This window comes from Delftia sp. DT-2 (assembly GCF_028401915.1).
In the GTDB taxonomy this organism is placed as follows: domain Bacteria; phylum Pseudomonadota; class Gammaproteobacteria; order Burkholderiales; family Burkholderiaceae_C; genus Comamonas; species Comamonas tsuruhatensis.
The window spans coordinates 370,931-384,578 of the sequence record NZ_JAQOTI010000005.1; the positions used below are offsets into that span (position 1 = coordinate 370,931).

Consider the following 13,648-nt stretch of genomic DNA (forward strand, 5'->3'; position numbering starts at 1 on the left):
ATCGACAACGAGAATGACTATCATTCTAATTTTGTTTGCCAATGGCCCCTGGCGCAACAGCCCCATGCGATGCACTCCTGAAGCACAGTTCCAGCTCGCAATGGGGACTGCCCAGAAAGCGGATGTCCCCGCCTGCATTGCGCAATATCTTGCGGGTGATGGCCAGTCCCAGGCCGGCGCCCCTGCTGCCAGGCCGCGCCTTGCTGAAGCGGGTGAACATGGCTTCCTGCCGGTCGGACGGAACGCCAGGCCCCTGGTCGGCCACCGTCAGGCGGATCACGTCACCTTCAACCGCCGTCATGGCCACCAAGACATCTCCCTGGCCATGGTGAAAGGCGTTCTCGAGCACATTGGAGATGGCGGTGTGAAGCAGGCTTGCGTTGCCCTGGCAGTGCACGCCATCGATGAGGTCCACCTGCATGCTGCGCGAGCCGGCCTCGAACAACGGCAGCATTGCGGCGATGGCCTCCCTCACCAGCCGCGTGAGATGCGTGGACGCTGCTGCGGGAGCAGCCTCGCCTGCGCCCAGGTCCTGCTCCTGGCGCGCCAGCAGCAACAGCTGCTCGGCCACGCGGCGCAGGTAGCGCACGTCGCCGTCCACGGCCTGCCAATCGGGGCTGGGGTCCGTGCGCGCCTTCTGCAGGCGCAGGTCCAGCACGGTCAGGGGCGTGCGCAGTTCATGCGCCGCGTCGGCGACCAGGCGCTTTTCGTTGGCCAGCGACTGCGCCAGATTCTCCAGTGCGCGGTTGACGGCTTCGGCCAGCGGCAGCAGTTCGCGCGGCAGCCGGGCGGTCGGAATGGGCTGGACCTGACCTGGCTTCATGCCCTGCACAAAACGTGCGGCCTGCTGCACGGGCCTGAGCGTCCAGCGCATCATCCAGTAGATGAGCAGCAGTGCCAGCAGGCCTACAGGCACCAGCATCACCAGGCTTTGCAGCAGCTTGGCGTGCAGCAGATCGCCAATGGCTTGGCGCTCCAGCACATCGCGCTTGGCCACCATCAGGGTGGCTCCATCGGCCAGTGGTGCGGCCACGTTGACAACCTGGCCACTGTAGATGGGCAGCCTCAACAGCGGCGCCCGCGCACCGTCGGGCGGTAGGCGCAGGCGGCGCGGGGATTGGAGGTTGTCGGAGAACCAGAGCACCCGCCCCTCGGGCGAATACAGCGTGTACGACAACTCGCCGCCCGCATGGCTTTTGGGCAGTCGGGCCGGATCGCTTTGCATGGTGAAGCCTTCAGCGATCTCCCGCGCCTGGATCACCATCGCCACGCGGCGCAGCTGGTCGCGCGTGTCGTACAGCGACAGCGACAGTGCGCCGGCGCCAGCCGCAAAGGCCAGCGCCAGCCCCAACAGCACGCGCAGCTCAAGACTGGTGCTCTTCATGCGCGGCAGCGGGCAAGACCATGCGATAGCCCACGCCACGCACGGTATCTATCAGCACATTGGCGCCGCCGTCGCGCAGCTTGCGGCGCAGGCGCGAGATCAGCGCCTCCACGGCATTCAGGGTCACGCTCTCGCGCGAGGCGTACAGGTGCTCTTCCATGCGTTCCTTGACCACGATGCGGGGCCACACGCGCAGCATCTCCTCCAGCAGCATGGCCTCGCGCCGGAGCAGATCGATGTGCCTGCCATCCACGGTCGCATGGCGGGAATCGGTTTCAAAGGCCAGATTGCCCAGGCTCAGCCGAGGCTCCCGGCCGCCCTGGGCACGGCGCAGCACGGCGCGTACGCGCGCTTGCAGCTCGGAGATGTCAAAGGGCTTGAGCACATAGTCGTCGGCGCCGCAATTGAGCCCGGCCAGACGGCTTTCCAGCGCGTCGCGTGCCGTGAGGATGATGCAGGGGGTTCTGCGGCGGCGGTCATCACAGCGGGCCAGCACCTGCATGCCATCCATATCAGGCAGCCCCAGGTCCAGGATCAGGGCCTCATAGTCGGTGACGGCAAGCGCGTCCAGCGCCTGCCGTCCGGTGGCGGCCACATCCACCGCGAATCCCATGCGCTCCAGATGGGCCTGCAACAGCGCTCGCAAATCTTGGTGGTCTTCAACAACGAGCAGCTTCATCGGTCAGACGTTGATCAGGAATGTTAGATACAAATACGAATCAGACGTATTTTAAATTTGAAAGCTGCAAGGCCAGCGCCATGACACCGCAAGATCCAGAACCTGCGCCCCCCGCAAGCCCTGAGCCGGCTTAGCCAGCCGCCTGCAGCGCAGCCCCCGCTTGACCGTTGCCCGGGCGAGCGCCCCACCCCACCCCACCCCACCCCACCCCAACCCATCACCCGCACCGCCTGCCCGGCGGCGCGTGCCGTCGTGTACGGACAACCCCATTTTCAATAGCGACCGGAGCCAACCAGTGATCGACTCTTTCCTGCAGCCGGCCAGGGCCTGCACCCCTGCACACCCGCTCATCCTCATCGGCAAAGGCCTAGCCTGTCTGCTGACCGGCAGCACCGTGCTGCTGGCCCATGCACAGCAGGCGGCCGGCGAAGGCAAGCTGTCCGAAGTGGTGGTGACCGCCACAGGCTTCGAGCAATCGCTGGCCGACGCGCCTGCCTCCATCACCGTGGTGACAGCCAAGGAGCTGGAAGGCAAGCGCTACCGCGACGTGACCGATGCCCTGCTCGACATTCCAGGCGTCGCCATCGAGGGAGGTGCGGGCGGCAAGATCGAATCCACGCAGATCTATATCCGCGGCCTGGGCGAGGACTACACCCTGTTCCTGGTGGACGGCAAGCCCCTGGGCAGCTCCTCCCAGGCCTACTACAACGGCTTTGGCGGCGCGCAGCAGACAAGTTGGCTGCCACCCATGTCGGCCATCGAACGCATCGAGGTCATTCGCGGCCCCATGTCGTCGCTGTACGGATCCAGCGCGCTGGGCGGGGTGATCAACATCATCACCAAGAAGGTGTCCACGCAATGGACCGGCAGCGTCACCGTGGACGGAACGATGCAGGAAAACCCACAGGCCGGCAGCGAGGGCCAGCAGCGCTTCTACCTCAGCGGCCCGCTGGTACAGGACCGGCTGGGCCTGACACTGTACGGCTCGCGCTTCAAGCGTCATGAGGACCGGTTCACCGGCGGCTACGCCGCCCGCGAGAACCGCGACATCACCGCCAAGCTGGCCTGGAAACTCACCGGCAACCAGACCCTGGGCCTGCAGGCCACGCGCGGCACCGGGGACAACGAGCGCACGGCCCGCACGGGCGCCGCAGGCTCGGTGCAGAACGAACGCAACTACTACGCGCTGACGCATGACATCGAATGGGGCTCGCGCATCCGCACCAGCTCCTTCATCACGCGGGAGAACGTGCAGATCACCAATGGCGCCTACCAGTCCGAATACCGGGCCACCTACCTGCAGTCCAAGACCGTCGTGCCGCTGGACCGGCACATGGTCTCGTTCGGTGCCGAGTACAAGAACGAAGAGACTGCGCATGACGGCAGCCGCTTTCCGGGATCGCGCAACATCAACCTCGAACGCTGGCAGATGGCCCTGTTTGCCGAGGACGAATACTTCCTGACCGACCGCTTCTCCGTCGTGGGCGGCATACGCTACGACCGCAACCAGCACTACGGCAGCGAATGGATTCCGCGCCTGTACGGCATCTACCGACTGAGCAATGCACTGACCCTCAAGGGCGGCATCAGCGGCGGCTACAAGGCACCCACCCTCAAGCAGGCCGACGACAACATCGTGGAAATCGCTGCGCGTGGCGCGGCCTGGGACATGGGCAACAAAAACCTCAAGCCCGAGAAAAGCACCAACTACGAAATTGGCCTGAACTGGACGCCCGCGCAGGACGTTAACGCCAGCATCACCGCCTACCAAACCGACTTCAAGGACAAGATCAGCACGCAGACCATCTGCACCAGCCCCACCTCCGCCCCAGCCTGCGAATACAACGGCGAAGTGCGCTCGCGCATCAACCAGTACGTCAATGTCAGCTCGGCCACCATCAAGGGACTGGAGCTGGCCTACGGCATGCCCATCGCCCTGCCGCTGGGCCGAGGTCGGTTCAACACCTCGTACACCTTCACCTCCAGCGACGTGGCCAGCGGACCGGATGCCGGCAGGCCTCTCAACAACCTGCCCCGCCACATGCTCAATCTGGGCGCGGACTGGAACATCACAGGCCAGATCAAGCTCTGGGGCAAGGCCCGCTACAAAAGCAGGAGCATAGACGGCGGCACGGCCCAGCTACCCGCCTACACCCTGGTGGACATCGGCGCCAGCTACCAGGCAACGCCCAACATCCAGCTGTTCACGGGCCTGTACAACCTGCTGGACAAGACCGTGAACCTCGCCGACTACGGCAAGACGCTGGATGGACGGCGCTTGTATTTGGGGGTGACGGCGCAGTTTTGAGGGTAGCGGCATAGAAGACCGAGCTATTTCACCGCATCAGGTGGAGAAAGCTACGGGCACGAGTATTAATCAGTCCCAGACACTGGGAACGTGCAGGGTCTCGGCCTTTCTCGCCCTGGGAACCGGAATATATTTAGACAGGGCATCTTTTTCGCGCCGGACTTCATTGCAGGTGATTTCCGCGCTGCGGAAGATGCGCTTTCCCTGCGGACCACCGCTGGAGAAAGGCCTCACTTCAATGCGCACGCTTACGGTCTCAGGCATAGGAGACCCGTTTGCCGCTTCAGCGCCGCATAGCAGGTTCAGTTTTCTCTGAGCACTACTGTGAGATGAGTGACGAGAACTCTTGGTGGGATTGCCCTGGGCATCGAATCCGAGAACATTCCAGTCCAAAACCGGTTCAGCACGAACAAGGCATGCGCTGCACGCCACTAAAACAAAAGCAACAAGGGATTTCATGGTTCTATCGAGAAATTGCACAGGCTCTTAACGCCCATTCATCAATGGGCATTGAATGAAAGTGCCTGCCTGTAGAAAGATGACTAGCTGTCCGGATTATGCAGTGACTTCAATAGGCGGACTTGCCGCCAGTGTGCCGAGGAAAACCCAATCCGGGCCCGCTACCACTTCAACGCCGCCACCCGCAGCGCATCCACCGCCATATCGATGAACGCCCGCACCCGGTGCGCGGCATGGCGCCCTTCCCGGTGCACCACATGAATCGGTAGCGGTGGCCGCTCGAAGGGCTCCAGCACCAGGCGCAGTGCGCCGTCCTGCACGGGCTTGGCAATCTGGTAGAGCGGCAGGCGCGTGATGCCCTGCCCGGCCAGGGCGCAGTCCGCCGCAGCCTCGTTGGTCATGGACATGAGGCGCGGCTGCAGGCGCACGGCCAGGGCACGGTCGCCTTCGAGAAACCGCCATTCGGGTGTGGAGGTGAGGCCGGATGCGGTGATGGTGGTGTGCTGCGCAAGCTCCTCGGGCCGCTGGGGCACGCCGTGGCTGGCCAGGTATGCGGGCGAGGCGCATAGCACCTGCCGCACGCTGCCCACGCGGATGGCCTGCAGCGAGGAGTCGGGCAGATCGCCGATGCGCACGGCCACGTCCACGCCCTCGTCCACCAGGCTGACCACGCGGTCCACAAACCAGCAGTTGACGTCCACCTCGGGAAACCGGCCCAGGTAGTCGTGCACCACGGGCAGCACGTGCATGCGCCCGAAGTTCACGGGCGCCGTGAGCGTGAGCCGGCCACGCGGTGCGGCGTGGGCGCTGGCGGCATGCTCGTCGGCCTCTTCCAGCTCGGCCAGGATGCGGCGGCAGCTGTCGGCGTAGGCCGTGCCGGCCTCGGTCACGCGCACGAAGCGTGTGGTGCGCGTGAGCAAGCGCACGCCCAGGCGCTCCTCCAGGTCGGAAACCGCGCGCGTCACCACCGAAGGCGAGACCTTGAGCCGACGTGCGGCCGAGGCGAAGCCGCCCGTGTCCACCACTGCGAGAAATGCCGTCATGGACTGGAAGCGATCCATCTGTGCCTGCCTTGTCTGTGTCGTATGTCTGCCCGGCTGCGAGCGGCCCGCGCAGGACTGCCCAGGTTTGTGCCGGCGCTTTGTTCGCGTTCCCGCAAGAGTGACTTGCCGTCGCCGGGGATTCTAAAGATGCGGACGGAGAAGGAGGATACGTCCCGTGGCGCCGACAACCGGCGCCTTCACCACCCCCAAGGAACCGCAATGAAGCTCTACCACTTTCCCCTGTCCGGCCACGCCCATCGCGCCCGCCTCTTCCTTGGCCTGCTGGGCGTGGAGCATGAGTTGGTCCACGTGGACCTGGCCAACGGCGCGCAGAAGAAACCCGAATTCCTGGCGCTGAACCCGCTGGGCCAGGTGCCGGTGCTGGACGACAACGGCACGGTGATTGCCGACTCCAACGCCATCCTGGTCTACCTGGCGCGCAAGCTGGACCGCCAGGACTGGATGCCTCTGGGCGCACAGTCCGAGGCCGAGATCCAGAAATGGCTGAGCATCGCCGCCGGCCCCATTGCCTTCGGCCCGGCGGCGGCCCGGCTGGTCACGGTGTTCAAGGCCCCCTTCCAGGCCGAGGAAGTGATAGCCCGCGCCCACGCCATCCTCGGCAAGATCGAGGCGCAATTGACCACCCGCCCCTTCCTCACCGGCAGCGCGCCCACGATTGCCGACGTGGCCCTGTACAGCTACATCGCCAGCGCGCCCGAGGGCAATGTGGACCTGCAACCCTACCGCGAAGTGCGCGCCTGGCTGGGCCGCATCGAGGCGCTGCCGGGCTTCGTGGCATTCGCCCAGACACCGGCCGGCCTGCGGGCCTGAGTGCCTGAGCCACACCTCCCCTGAAACCCCGGCAAAGGAGCGCACCATGCACCCGCAACCCCTGCAAAACCCCGCCTCGCCCTGGCATGCGGGCGAACTGGCGATCCAGCAAAGCGTTGGCGTCGTGGGCCGCATGGACATGCCGGGCCGCAAGTTCCTGCGCCCCTTCCTGCTGGACCAGCACCGCGAGTTCTACCCGCTGCTGCATTTCGTGGTGCTGGGCAGCGTGGATGCGCAAGGCGACGCCTGGGCCACGGTACGGGTCGGCGAGCCGGGCTTCCTGCACTCTCCCGATCCATCGACCCTGCATGTGGCGGCGGGCCGTGATGCGGCCGACCCGGCCGAGCCGGGCCTGGCCGATGGCCATGCCGTGGGCCTGCTGGGCATGGACCCCATGACGCGCCGGCGCAACCGGCTCAACGGCACCGTGCGGCGCAAGACAGGCGTTGATGGGGCGGGCGTCTTCGACATCAGCGTTGTCCAGAGTTTCGGCAACTGCCCGCGCTATATCCAGAACCGCAGCGTCCGGTTCGTCCGGCCTGCGGACGAGCCCACGCAGGTGCCGGCGGTCGAACTGGCATCACTGGACCCGCGCGCGCAGGCACTGATTGCGCAGGCGGATACGTTCTACGTGGCGTCCTACGTTGATGGGGAGGATGGCCTGCGCCAGGTCGATGTCTCCCACCGTGGCGGCAAGCCGGGCTTTGTGCGGATCGACGCCGATGGAACGCTGACCATCCCCGACTTCTCGGGCAACCTGTTCTTCATGACCCTGGGCAACTTCCTGGTCAATCCCAAGGCGGGCCTGCTGTTCATCGACTCCGAAACCGGGGAAATGCTGCAGATGACGGGCGAGGCCAGCGTCATCCTTGACTCCCCGGAAATCGCCGCCTTCGAGGGCGCCGAGCGCCTGTGGACCTTCAAGCCCCGCCGCATCGTGCGCCGGCCCGACGCCCTGCCGCTGCGCTGGAGCATGGCGGCCGACGGCTGGTCGCCCCACCTGCAGATGACCGGAAGCTGGGCCGATGCCAGCCAGCGCCTGGCCGCCGCCCGGCTGGGGCGGCAGTGGCGACCGTTCCGGGTGGCGCAGGCCGTGGATGAGAGTTCCACCATCCGCTCGCTCTACCTGGAGCCGGCCGATGGCATGGCCACGGTGGCTCCCCTGGCCGGCCAGCACCTGCCGCTGCGCCTCACGCTGGCGGACGGCAGCCATCTGCAGCGCACCTATACGCTGTCGCTGGCGCCTTCGGACGGGCGCTTGCGCATCAGCGTCAAGAGGCAAGGCCGAGCATCCAGCCATCTGCATGGCCTGAAGCCCGGCGATCTGGTCGAGGCCCGCCCGCCCGCTGGCAGCTTCACCGCCGATGCGGCCCTGCGCCGCCCCGCCGTGCTGCTGGCCGCGGGCATAGGCATCACGCCCTTGCTGGCCATGCTGCGCCACATCGTCCACGAAGGCCGGCGCACCCGCAGCCTGCGGCCCACCTGGCTGTTCCAGGCGGCTCGCACGCGCAGCGAACGGGCCTTTGACACGGAGATTGCCGAACTGGTGAAGGCCGGCAATGCCGAGGTGCACTGGGTGCGCACGCTCAGCCAGCCCGGCACGGCAAAGGCCGGCCGCGACTACGACCATGAGGGCCACATCGACATGGCCCTGCTGAAAGCCACCCTGCCCTGGGACGACTACGACTTCTACCTCTGCGGCCCGGACGCCTTCATGCAGGCCACCTATGACGGCCTGCGCGAACGCAATGTGCCCGACGAGCGCATCCACGCAGAAGCCTTCGGTCCCTCGGCCCTGAAGCGCTCCATGGCCGGTGCAGCCCCCGCCGCCGAACTGCCGGCACCCGCCACGCAGCCTGTCCGCATCATCTTTGCCGACTCGGCCAAGGAAGCGCGCTGGAAGCCCGGCGACGGCAGCCTGCTCGAAGTGGCCGAGGCGCGAGGCCTGGAGCCCGCCTTCGGTTGCCGAGGGGGCAGTTGCGGCGACTGCCGCACGCGTGTGCTGCAGGGCGGGGTGACCTATGCCTCGCCACCCTCCTTCGCCGTACCCGCGGGCGAGGCCCTGATCTGCTGCGCCGTGCCTGCGCAGGGGACGGGGGAGGCTTTGCATCTGGCGTTGTGAGGAGCCTGTCTCTGCGCGCTTTCCACATCAGGACATACCGACGGCAAAAGGCACATCAGCGATTGCTGCCCAATGCTTGGCTGCATCTAGCTTTCTATCTGGACGAGTATCGATTCATCAAGCTCTATGACTTCAAACAGGCCCTGACCCCGCTCATAGACCTCCCCTGACAGGAACCGAACCACTTTCTGGCCGATGTGCATGCACATCTCCACGACAAAGCCATCTGCATCCCGGCGCATGTCTTTTATCCGCACAAGGCCCAAGGGCAACTCAGCCAGCAGTCGGTCACGGTAACCAATGGATGCAGGCACGCCAGGACCCGACTCAGACGCCTCTGGAGTCACAAGGTACAGGCCGTGAAACCCGCTGCCATCGTCGATACGGGAAAGCATTGACCAGACACGTCCGTCCACCAGTTGAATCCAAATCTCGATGAACTGGAGATAGGGCACCTGCGGATGGCTCCAGACTGCTTCGCCAGGTACCCAGCGCTGCCGACCTGATTCATCCATATCCCAGCGGCCGCCTTCGGCCAACGCCATCTCGCAAGCTCGCCAGCCCACAATCATCTGCTGGTCGAGATCCTGAAGGGACGGGAACTGGCGCTGCCCCATGGGTTGGATGGAGCTCCCGGGGGCCGGCTCGGTGTCGTCGATATGGACTACCGCGAACCCTTCCTGCTCACTCGGCGGCTCGAACATGGCAAACACGCTGCGAATGGCCTGCTCCGGCACTTGGTGATCGGCTCGCCGCTGCGTGTTCCTCCGCAAGGCGGTCTGCAAATCGGCTTTGAGCCAAATACAGACTACCGGCACCCCATGAGATCTGGCGATCTGAATGGCACGCTCACGATGCACCGTCTTCGGAAGGGCGGCATCAAAGAACACCGCATCACCACCCAACGCTGCGGCGTTCTGTTGAATCCAGCTGCTCTTGCCTGCAGCTTGCACCCCCACCACCACATAGAGCTTGGTCGCGGGCGAGCTGGCAGACAGTGCTTTGTCCAAGTCCCGGTACGCCAACTCCCATGCGGCAGCACTGCGTTCCGGGGTGAACAGGCGACCTTGTTCGGTTTCCAGATAGTGGTCTGGATTGATGTGCTTCGTGGTTTCCATGAATGACCAAGGCTTTATGGAGGAGCAATGTAACTGTGCGCCGCACCACACGGTCACCAGACAAACGGCGTTGCCAAGACCAATGGTCTTCATCGATACACTCGCTGCAATTCCGGCGCTGGCCATCTACACCGCAACTCCCAAGCCCCTGCCCATGAAACTCGCCGTCCACCTGCTACGCCTGCCGTCCTTGGTTCTTGCCTGCCACATCGGCGTAGCCAGTGCACAGCAAACCACACCATCACCGGGCACCTATGTCCGCAAAGGTGGGGGCGGCGATCTGGTGGTGCAGGCTGGCGGCAAGTTCCACATCCAGACCGTCGGTGCCAACGGCCATACCTGTGAGCTGGAAGGCACCATCACCAACGGCCGGGCCAGGATGGCGAATTCGGCCTGCGCCGTGGACTTCACGCCTGCAGGCCAGCGCGTCGGCGTCGACACGGCCACCGCCGAGGCATGCCGGGACTTCTGCGGCATGCGGGCCTGGTTTGGCGGCGATTACCTTCGGCCCACACCCGGCTGCACGGACAAGGCCATTGCCGCATCGCGCAGAAACTTCAAGCGCGCGTACGAAGCCAAGGACTACCGCCTGGCGCTGACCACGCTGGCGCCGGTGCTGCAGGACTGCGATGAGGTGCTGACCGGCGTTACCAAGGGCTGGCTGCGCAACGACCTGGCGCTGGCGCAGCTTCGCTCGGGCGATGCAGCCGCCTGCCGCGAGACCCTGGCGCCGCTGGCCGAGGAAGCTGCCAAGACGGATCAGGAACTGCGCGAGGCCTATCCACCCACCGATGCCGATGTGGTGCTGCCCATGCTCAAGGCTGCGCGCACCAATCTGCGCTTGTGCAGTTGAGGCGGTGCCATCGCCATGAAAGATCCCGCATCGCCCAACGCAGGAATCTCCGGGCATTTCCGGCGTGAGGCGAAGTGGATGCTGTGGGTGCTGGTGGTGCTGCCCTTGGCGCTGACAGCATTGGCGGTTTGGCTGGGTCCGCTGGTCCTGAACCATGTGGAGAGAAGCAAGTGCTTGGATGCGGGCATGCAGGCTTCCCAGGAAAAGCGCAAGTGCGAGCAACGATAGAGACAAGGAGCTGCCGCTCAAAGCCTGATCGAACCAAATCCCTGAAATACTGGCCTACTCTTGGCCCCTTTTTTGTTTGCACGACAGGGCCCTTCATCAGGGCCATGCACACGCCTTTACATGACCGATATCCGCCCCGCCCACTTTCCCGAAGACCTCGACGCCGTGGTCCGCATCTTCCGGGAATACGTGGCCAGCCCCACCGTGAGCCTGGACTTCCAGGACTTCGAGACCGAATTCGCCGCCCTGCCCGGCAAGTACGCCGCACCCGAAGGCTGCGTGCTGCTGGCCTGGAAAGACGGCCAGCCCGTAGGCTGCGCCGCCCTGCGCCAGGTGGATGCGCAGACGTGCGAGATGAAGCGTGTCTACGTGCGCCCCTCGGTACGCGGCGAGAACCTGGGACGGCGGCTGGTGGACGGCATCCTGGACGCTGCGCGGCAAGCAGGCTACACCCGCATCTGCCTGGACGTGCTGCCCGAGTTCCAGGCTGCGCAGCGGCTGTATGAGTCTCTGGGTTTTGTGGATGCACAGCCGGTGAGCTTCAATCCCGTGCCGGGCACGCGCTATCTGGGAATGGATCTTTGAGGCATGCGCCCTCCGGCAGGCAGCCTGCAGCGCCTGCACGGCTTCCGAGGCGCTGACACCCGGTCCCTGAATCCTCGTTTGCAGGCATCCCGTACGGTGGGTCCGTAGCCCATACCCCGGTTCAACAGCCTGCCCGCCAGCGCCGCGGCGATACGGACCACCTCTCCCCGCATCCTTCACCCGCAAATGCCCGTGGCCGAGCCGGGCAGCCTGCGCTTGTGCCCCTGCGAATACCGCCCACGGCGAATGGCGTTGCGGAGGACCAAACGCTCATCTGCAGCCTCTTTATTCACCGGGTATTTCAAACATGATTTTAGGAATTGTCCTAAGGACAATTCTGAAAATGATACGCGTGCGACTTCTTTGATTGACCTCGTGCAGGTCATGAAATCAAATGAGGACTCTTCGCACAGCAAACATCAGAAACCCGCTTGGACACTGACAGCGGATTATTCGTCTGCTTGCAATCACTCAACTCCGCCAAATTGCCTTCATTGATCAAGGCGCATTGGTTGGAATCTGCGATTCCCGTTTCCGATCCAGCGTCGCCATACACCATGCCAGCCTCCATTGCCGCCACCTTCTATCAGATCGGCTATGCCGACATGCTTGCTCGCCAAATGGAGCAGAAACAGATCGATGCCCTTGTGCTCACGCCACAGGAATACGCAGGCATATTGAACGATAAAGCGCGCCAGAACCCTCGCCTGGCAGCCACGCTGCATGCCATCCTGGCCCATAGTGCACTTGGGCAATACTGGACACAGACCGCCAGCCCCAATGCAGGCAAGCCCTGGGTCGCCCCCGCCTCCCTGATGGTCAGCGACGCATACCTGATCACCAAAACGCTGATTGCATTGGGCATTGCCGGTGCCCGCTCCTACATCAAGACAACCGCCACAGGCACCTATATCATCATCACGGGCTACGCCGGACTTCGCCGCCAACTGCTGCAAGGCACGCGATTTCTAACCACCAACCCGCGCATGGTCCAGATGGGCCTGGGCATTCGCGGTCTGCAGAATGTGGCCAAGGGCGGGTTTCTTCTGGGCCTGGTGGTGGGCGCCGGGATAGAGACACTGGACTTCATCTTCAATGACGAGAAGACCATGCATGATCTTGTGGGTGGGATTGGGGTGGAGGCGGTGAAAGCAGGACTGGGAACACTTGCTGGGATAGTGGCTGCCACCATAACCGCTGGAATGACGACGGTGGCAGTGATGCCGCTCTTTGCCATGGCTGTAGCCGTACTCATCACCAGCTTTGCGCTCAACCAAGCTGATACATATTGGCGAGTCAAAGAAAATGTCGTAAACGCTATGAAAGCCCTGCCCGAAAGAACAGCAACAGGCCTCTATCAAATCAACACACAATCCATCGCATGGAAAAAAATTCAGAAAAAGAAAATGAACAAGAAAAAGAAGATATTTACTGCGCCCCAGCGACAGATACCAACAATCTCCTGTGCAAAATATCTAGATAAAATAAAATCAATCAAAGAAGATGAAGAATCGCACAATCACAAACAGAAGAAACTCCATATGGGGAATTCCATTCCTAATACTTATATTCATTATCAATGCTCTCATTTGCATTAATGATACGCTTCCTAATATTAGAGACCTTCACAACAATGAAGCAATTGTAAAGATAGTCCCAATCACACCACTACTAATATCTTCACTTCCAACACCATTGATTCTCTTATTAACGATGGTCGCAAATGCAATTCCTTGCAAAGAAAGAGTATTGAAAATAATGGAGCGCATTTTGATAATTATGCTGTCCATTAATTTCGCGAGCATAGTAATTTCATTTATTATATTAATTCCATTGCAGCACTATGCAATGCCAAAGCTTGGATATACAAATTGCAGCATTCTAAAGGACCATCCAACCATTTATTTCACAGACTGGGTCAAAAACCCCGCATGGTGCGTTCGCGGAAAATCCAGGGAATGGGTCAAAGATCAGGCCAGGCTGACCGGCAGCTCTGAAATGAATCCATGAGATAAAAAAGTGAAGACCGCTATAAACT

Annotated in this window: 13 protein-coding genes; 7 read left to right on the forward strand and 6 right to left on the reverse strand. The window is 63.0% G+C overall.

The window, feature by feature from the left end; all coding sequences use genetic code 11:
- Positions 1 to 25: 25 nt before the first annotated feature.
- Entirely contained in the window at positions 26 to 1,384 is a 1,359-nt protein-coding gene (locus PO605_RS11210) for a sensor histidine kinase (protein WP_082001522.1), read from the reverse strand.
- Positions 1,365 to 2,063, reverse strand: coding sequence for a response regulator transcription factor (locus tag PO605_RS11215; protein ID WP_043790363.1), 699 nt, complete (start codon positions 2,061 to 2,063; stop codon positions 1,365 to 1,367). The genes PO605_RS11210 and PO605_RS11215 overlap by 20 nt, the downstream gene beginning before the upstream one ends.
- A 295-nt stretch (positions 2,064 to 2,358) precedes the next feature.
- Here PO605_RS11215 and PO605_RS11220 point away from each other — a divergent pair, with 295 nt between their 5' ends.
- Positions 2,359 to 4,371 (forward strand): TonB-dependent receptor domain-containing protein, encoded by a 2,013-nt coding sequence (locus tag PO605_RS11220; protein ID WP_047470218.1) that lies wholly within the window; start codon positions 2,359 to 2,361, stop codon positions 4,369 to 4,371.
- Positions 4,372 to 4,440: 69 nt separating this feature from the next.
- Here PO605_RS11220 and PO605_RS11225 read toward each other — a convergent pair whose 3' ends face one another.
- Both PO605_RS11225 and PO605_RS11230 read right to left on the reverse strand, forming a co-directional pair.
- Entirely contained in the window at positions 4,441 to 4,830 is a 390-nt protein-coding gene (locus PO605_RS11225; RefSeq protein ID WP_128422617.1) for a hypothetical protein, read from the reverse strand.
- 161 nt (positions 4,831 to 4,991) lie between these two features.
- A complete protein-coding gene (locus tag PO605_RS11230) occupies positions 4,992 to 5,891 on the reverse strand; it encodes a LysR family transcriptional regulator (RefSeq protein WP_047470222.1) in 900 nt (299 codons plus the stop codon).
- Between the two features lie 201 nt (positions 5,892 to 6,092).
- Between PO605_RS11230 and PO605_RS11235 the strand changes: the two genes are divergently transcribed.
- Together PO605_RS11235 and PO605_RS11240 are read left to right on the forward strand one after the other, a co-directional pair.
- Positions 6,093 to 6,704 carry a glutathione S-transferase family protein gene (locus PO605_RS11235; RefSeq protein WP_047470225.1) on the forward strand — a complete coding sequence of 204 codons (612 nt, stop codon included), beginning with the start codon at positions 6,093 to 6,095 and terminating at the stop codon, positions 6,702 to 6,704.
- Between the two features lie 46 nt (positions 6,705 to 6,750).
- Positions 6,751 to 8,826 (forward strand): FAD-binding oxidoreductase, encoded by a 2,076-nt coding sequence (locus PO605_RS11240; RefSeq protein ID WP_047470227.1) that lies wholly within the window; start codon positions 6,751 to 6,753, stop codon positions 8,824 to 8,826.
- An 86-nt stretch (positions 8,827 to 8,912) separates the two neighbouring features.
- Here PO605_RS11240 and PO605_RS11245 read toward each other — a convergent pair whose 3' ends face one another.
- Entirely contained in the window at positions 8,913 to 10,037 is a 1,125-nt protein-coding gene (locus tag PO605_RS11245; RefSeq protein ID WP_231574365.1) for an AAA family ATPase, read from the reverse strand.
- Between the two features lie 61 nt (positions 10,038 to 10,098).
- Here PO605_RS11245 and PO605_RS11250 point away from each other — a divergent pair, with 61 nt between their 5' ends.
- The 4 genes from PO605_RS11250 to PO605_RS11265 all read left to right on the forward strand — a co-directional run bounded on the left by PO605_RS11250 (position 10,099) and on the right by PO605_RS11265 (position 13,208).
- Positions 10,099 to 10,797 carry a hypothetical protein gene (locus PO605_RS11250; protein ID WP_047470254.1) on the forward strand — a complete coding sequence of 233 codons (699 nt, stop codon included), beginning with the start codon at positions 10,099 to 10,101 and terminating at the stop codon, positions 10,795 to 10,797.
- A gap of 15 nt (positions 10,798 to 10,812) precedes the next feature.
- Positions 10,813 to 11,025 (forward strand): hypothetical protein, encoded by a 213-nt coding sequence (locus tag PO605_RS11255; protein WP_026062350.1) that lies wholly within the window; start codon positions 10,813 to 10,815, stop codon positions 11,023 to 11,025.
- A 120-nt stretch (positions 11,026 to 11,145) separates the two neighbouring features.
- Positions 11,146 to 11,610, forward strand: coding sequence for a GNAT family N-acetyltransferase (locus PO605_RS11260; protein WP_047470234.1), 465 nt, complete (start codon positions 11,146 to 11,148; stop codon positions 11,608 to 11,610).
- A gap of 431 nt (positions 11,611 to 12,041) precedes the next feature.
- Positions 12,042 to 13,208, forward strand: coding sequence for a hypothetical protein (locus PO605_RS11265; RefSeq protein WP_231574366.1), 1,167 nt, complete (start codon positions 12,042 to 12,044; stop codon positions 13,206 to 13,208).
- Between the two features lie 27 nt (positions 13,209 to 13,235).
- On the opposite strand, the gene PO605_RS11270 is transcribed toward PO605_RS11265, so the two are convergent.
- Positions 13,236 to 13,379: a hypothetical protein gene (locus PO605_RS11270; protein WP_272206501.1), complete on the reverse strand. Its 144-nt coding sequence runs from the start codon at positions 13,377 to 13,379 to the stop codon at positions 13,236 to 13,238.
- Positions 13,380 to 13,648 lie beyond the last annotated feature (269 nt).

What these genes read in the sequence shown, in the direction of transcription:
- PO605_RS11235 (WP_047470225.1), top strand. Translation starts at nt 6,093, where the DNA reads ATGAAGCTCTACCACTTTCCCCTGTCCGGCCACGCCCATCGCGCCCGC.
- PO605_RS11260 (WP_047470234.1), top strand. Translation starts at nt 11,146, where the DNA reads ATGACCGATATCCGCCCCGCCCACTTTCCCGAAGACCTCGACGCCGTG.
- PO605_RS11250 (WP_047470254.1), top strand. Translation starts at nt 10,099, where the DNA reads ATGAAACTCGCCGTCCACCTGCTACGCCTGCCGTCCTTGGTTCTTGCC.
- PO605_RS11225 (WP_128422617.1), bottom strand. Translation starts at nt 4,830, where the DNA reads ATGAAATCCCTTGTTGCTTTTGTTTTAGTGGCGTGCAGCGCATGCCTT.
- PO605_RS11240 (WP_047470227.1), top strand. Translation starts at nt 6,751, where the DNA reads ATGCACCCGCAACCCCTGCAAAACCCCGCCTCGCCCTGGCATGCGGGC.
- PO605_RS11210 (WP_082001522.1), bottom strand. Translation starts at nt 1,384, where the DNA reads ATGAAGAGCACCAGTCTTGAGCTGCGCGTGCTGTTGGGGCTGGCGCTG.
- PO605_RS11255 (WP_026062350.1), top strand. Translation starts at nt 10,813, where the DNA reads ATGAAAGATCCCGCATCGCCCAACGCAGGAATCTCCGGGCATTTCCGG.
- PO605_RS11270 (WP_272206501.1), bottom strand. Translation starts at nt 13,379, where the DNA reads ATGCGCTCCATTATTTTCAATACTCTTTCTTTGCAAGGAATTGCATTT.
- PO605_RS11230 (WP_047470222.1), bottom strand. Translation starts at nt 5,891, where the DNA reads ATGGATCGCTTCCAGTCCATGACGGCATTTCTCGCAGTGGTGGACACG.
- PO605_RS11215 (WP_043790363.1), bottom strand. Translation starts at nt 2,063, where the DNA reads ATGAAGCTGCTCGTTGTTGAAGACCACCAAGATTTGCGAGCGCTGTTG.
- PO605_RS11245 (WP_231574365.1), bottom strand. Translation starts at nt 10,037, where the DNA reads ATGAAGACCATTGGTCTTGGCAACGCCGTTTGTCTGGTGACCGTGTGG.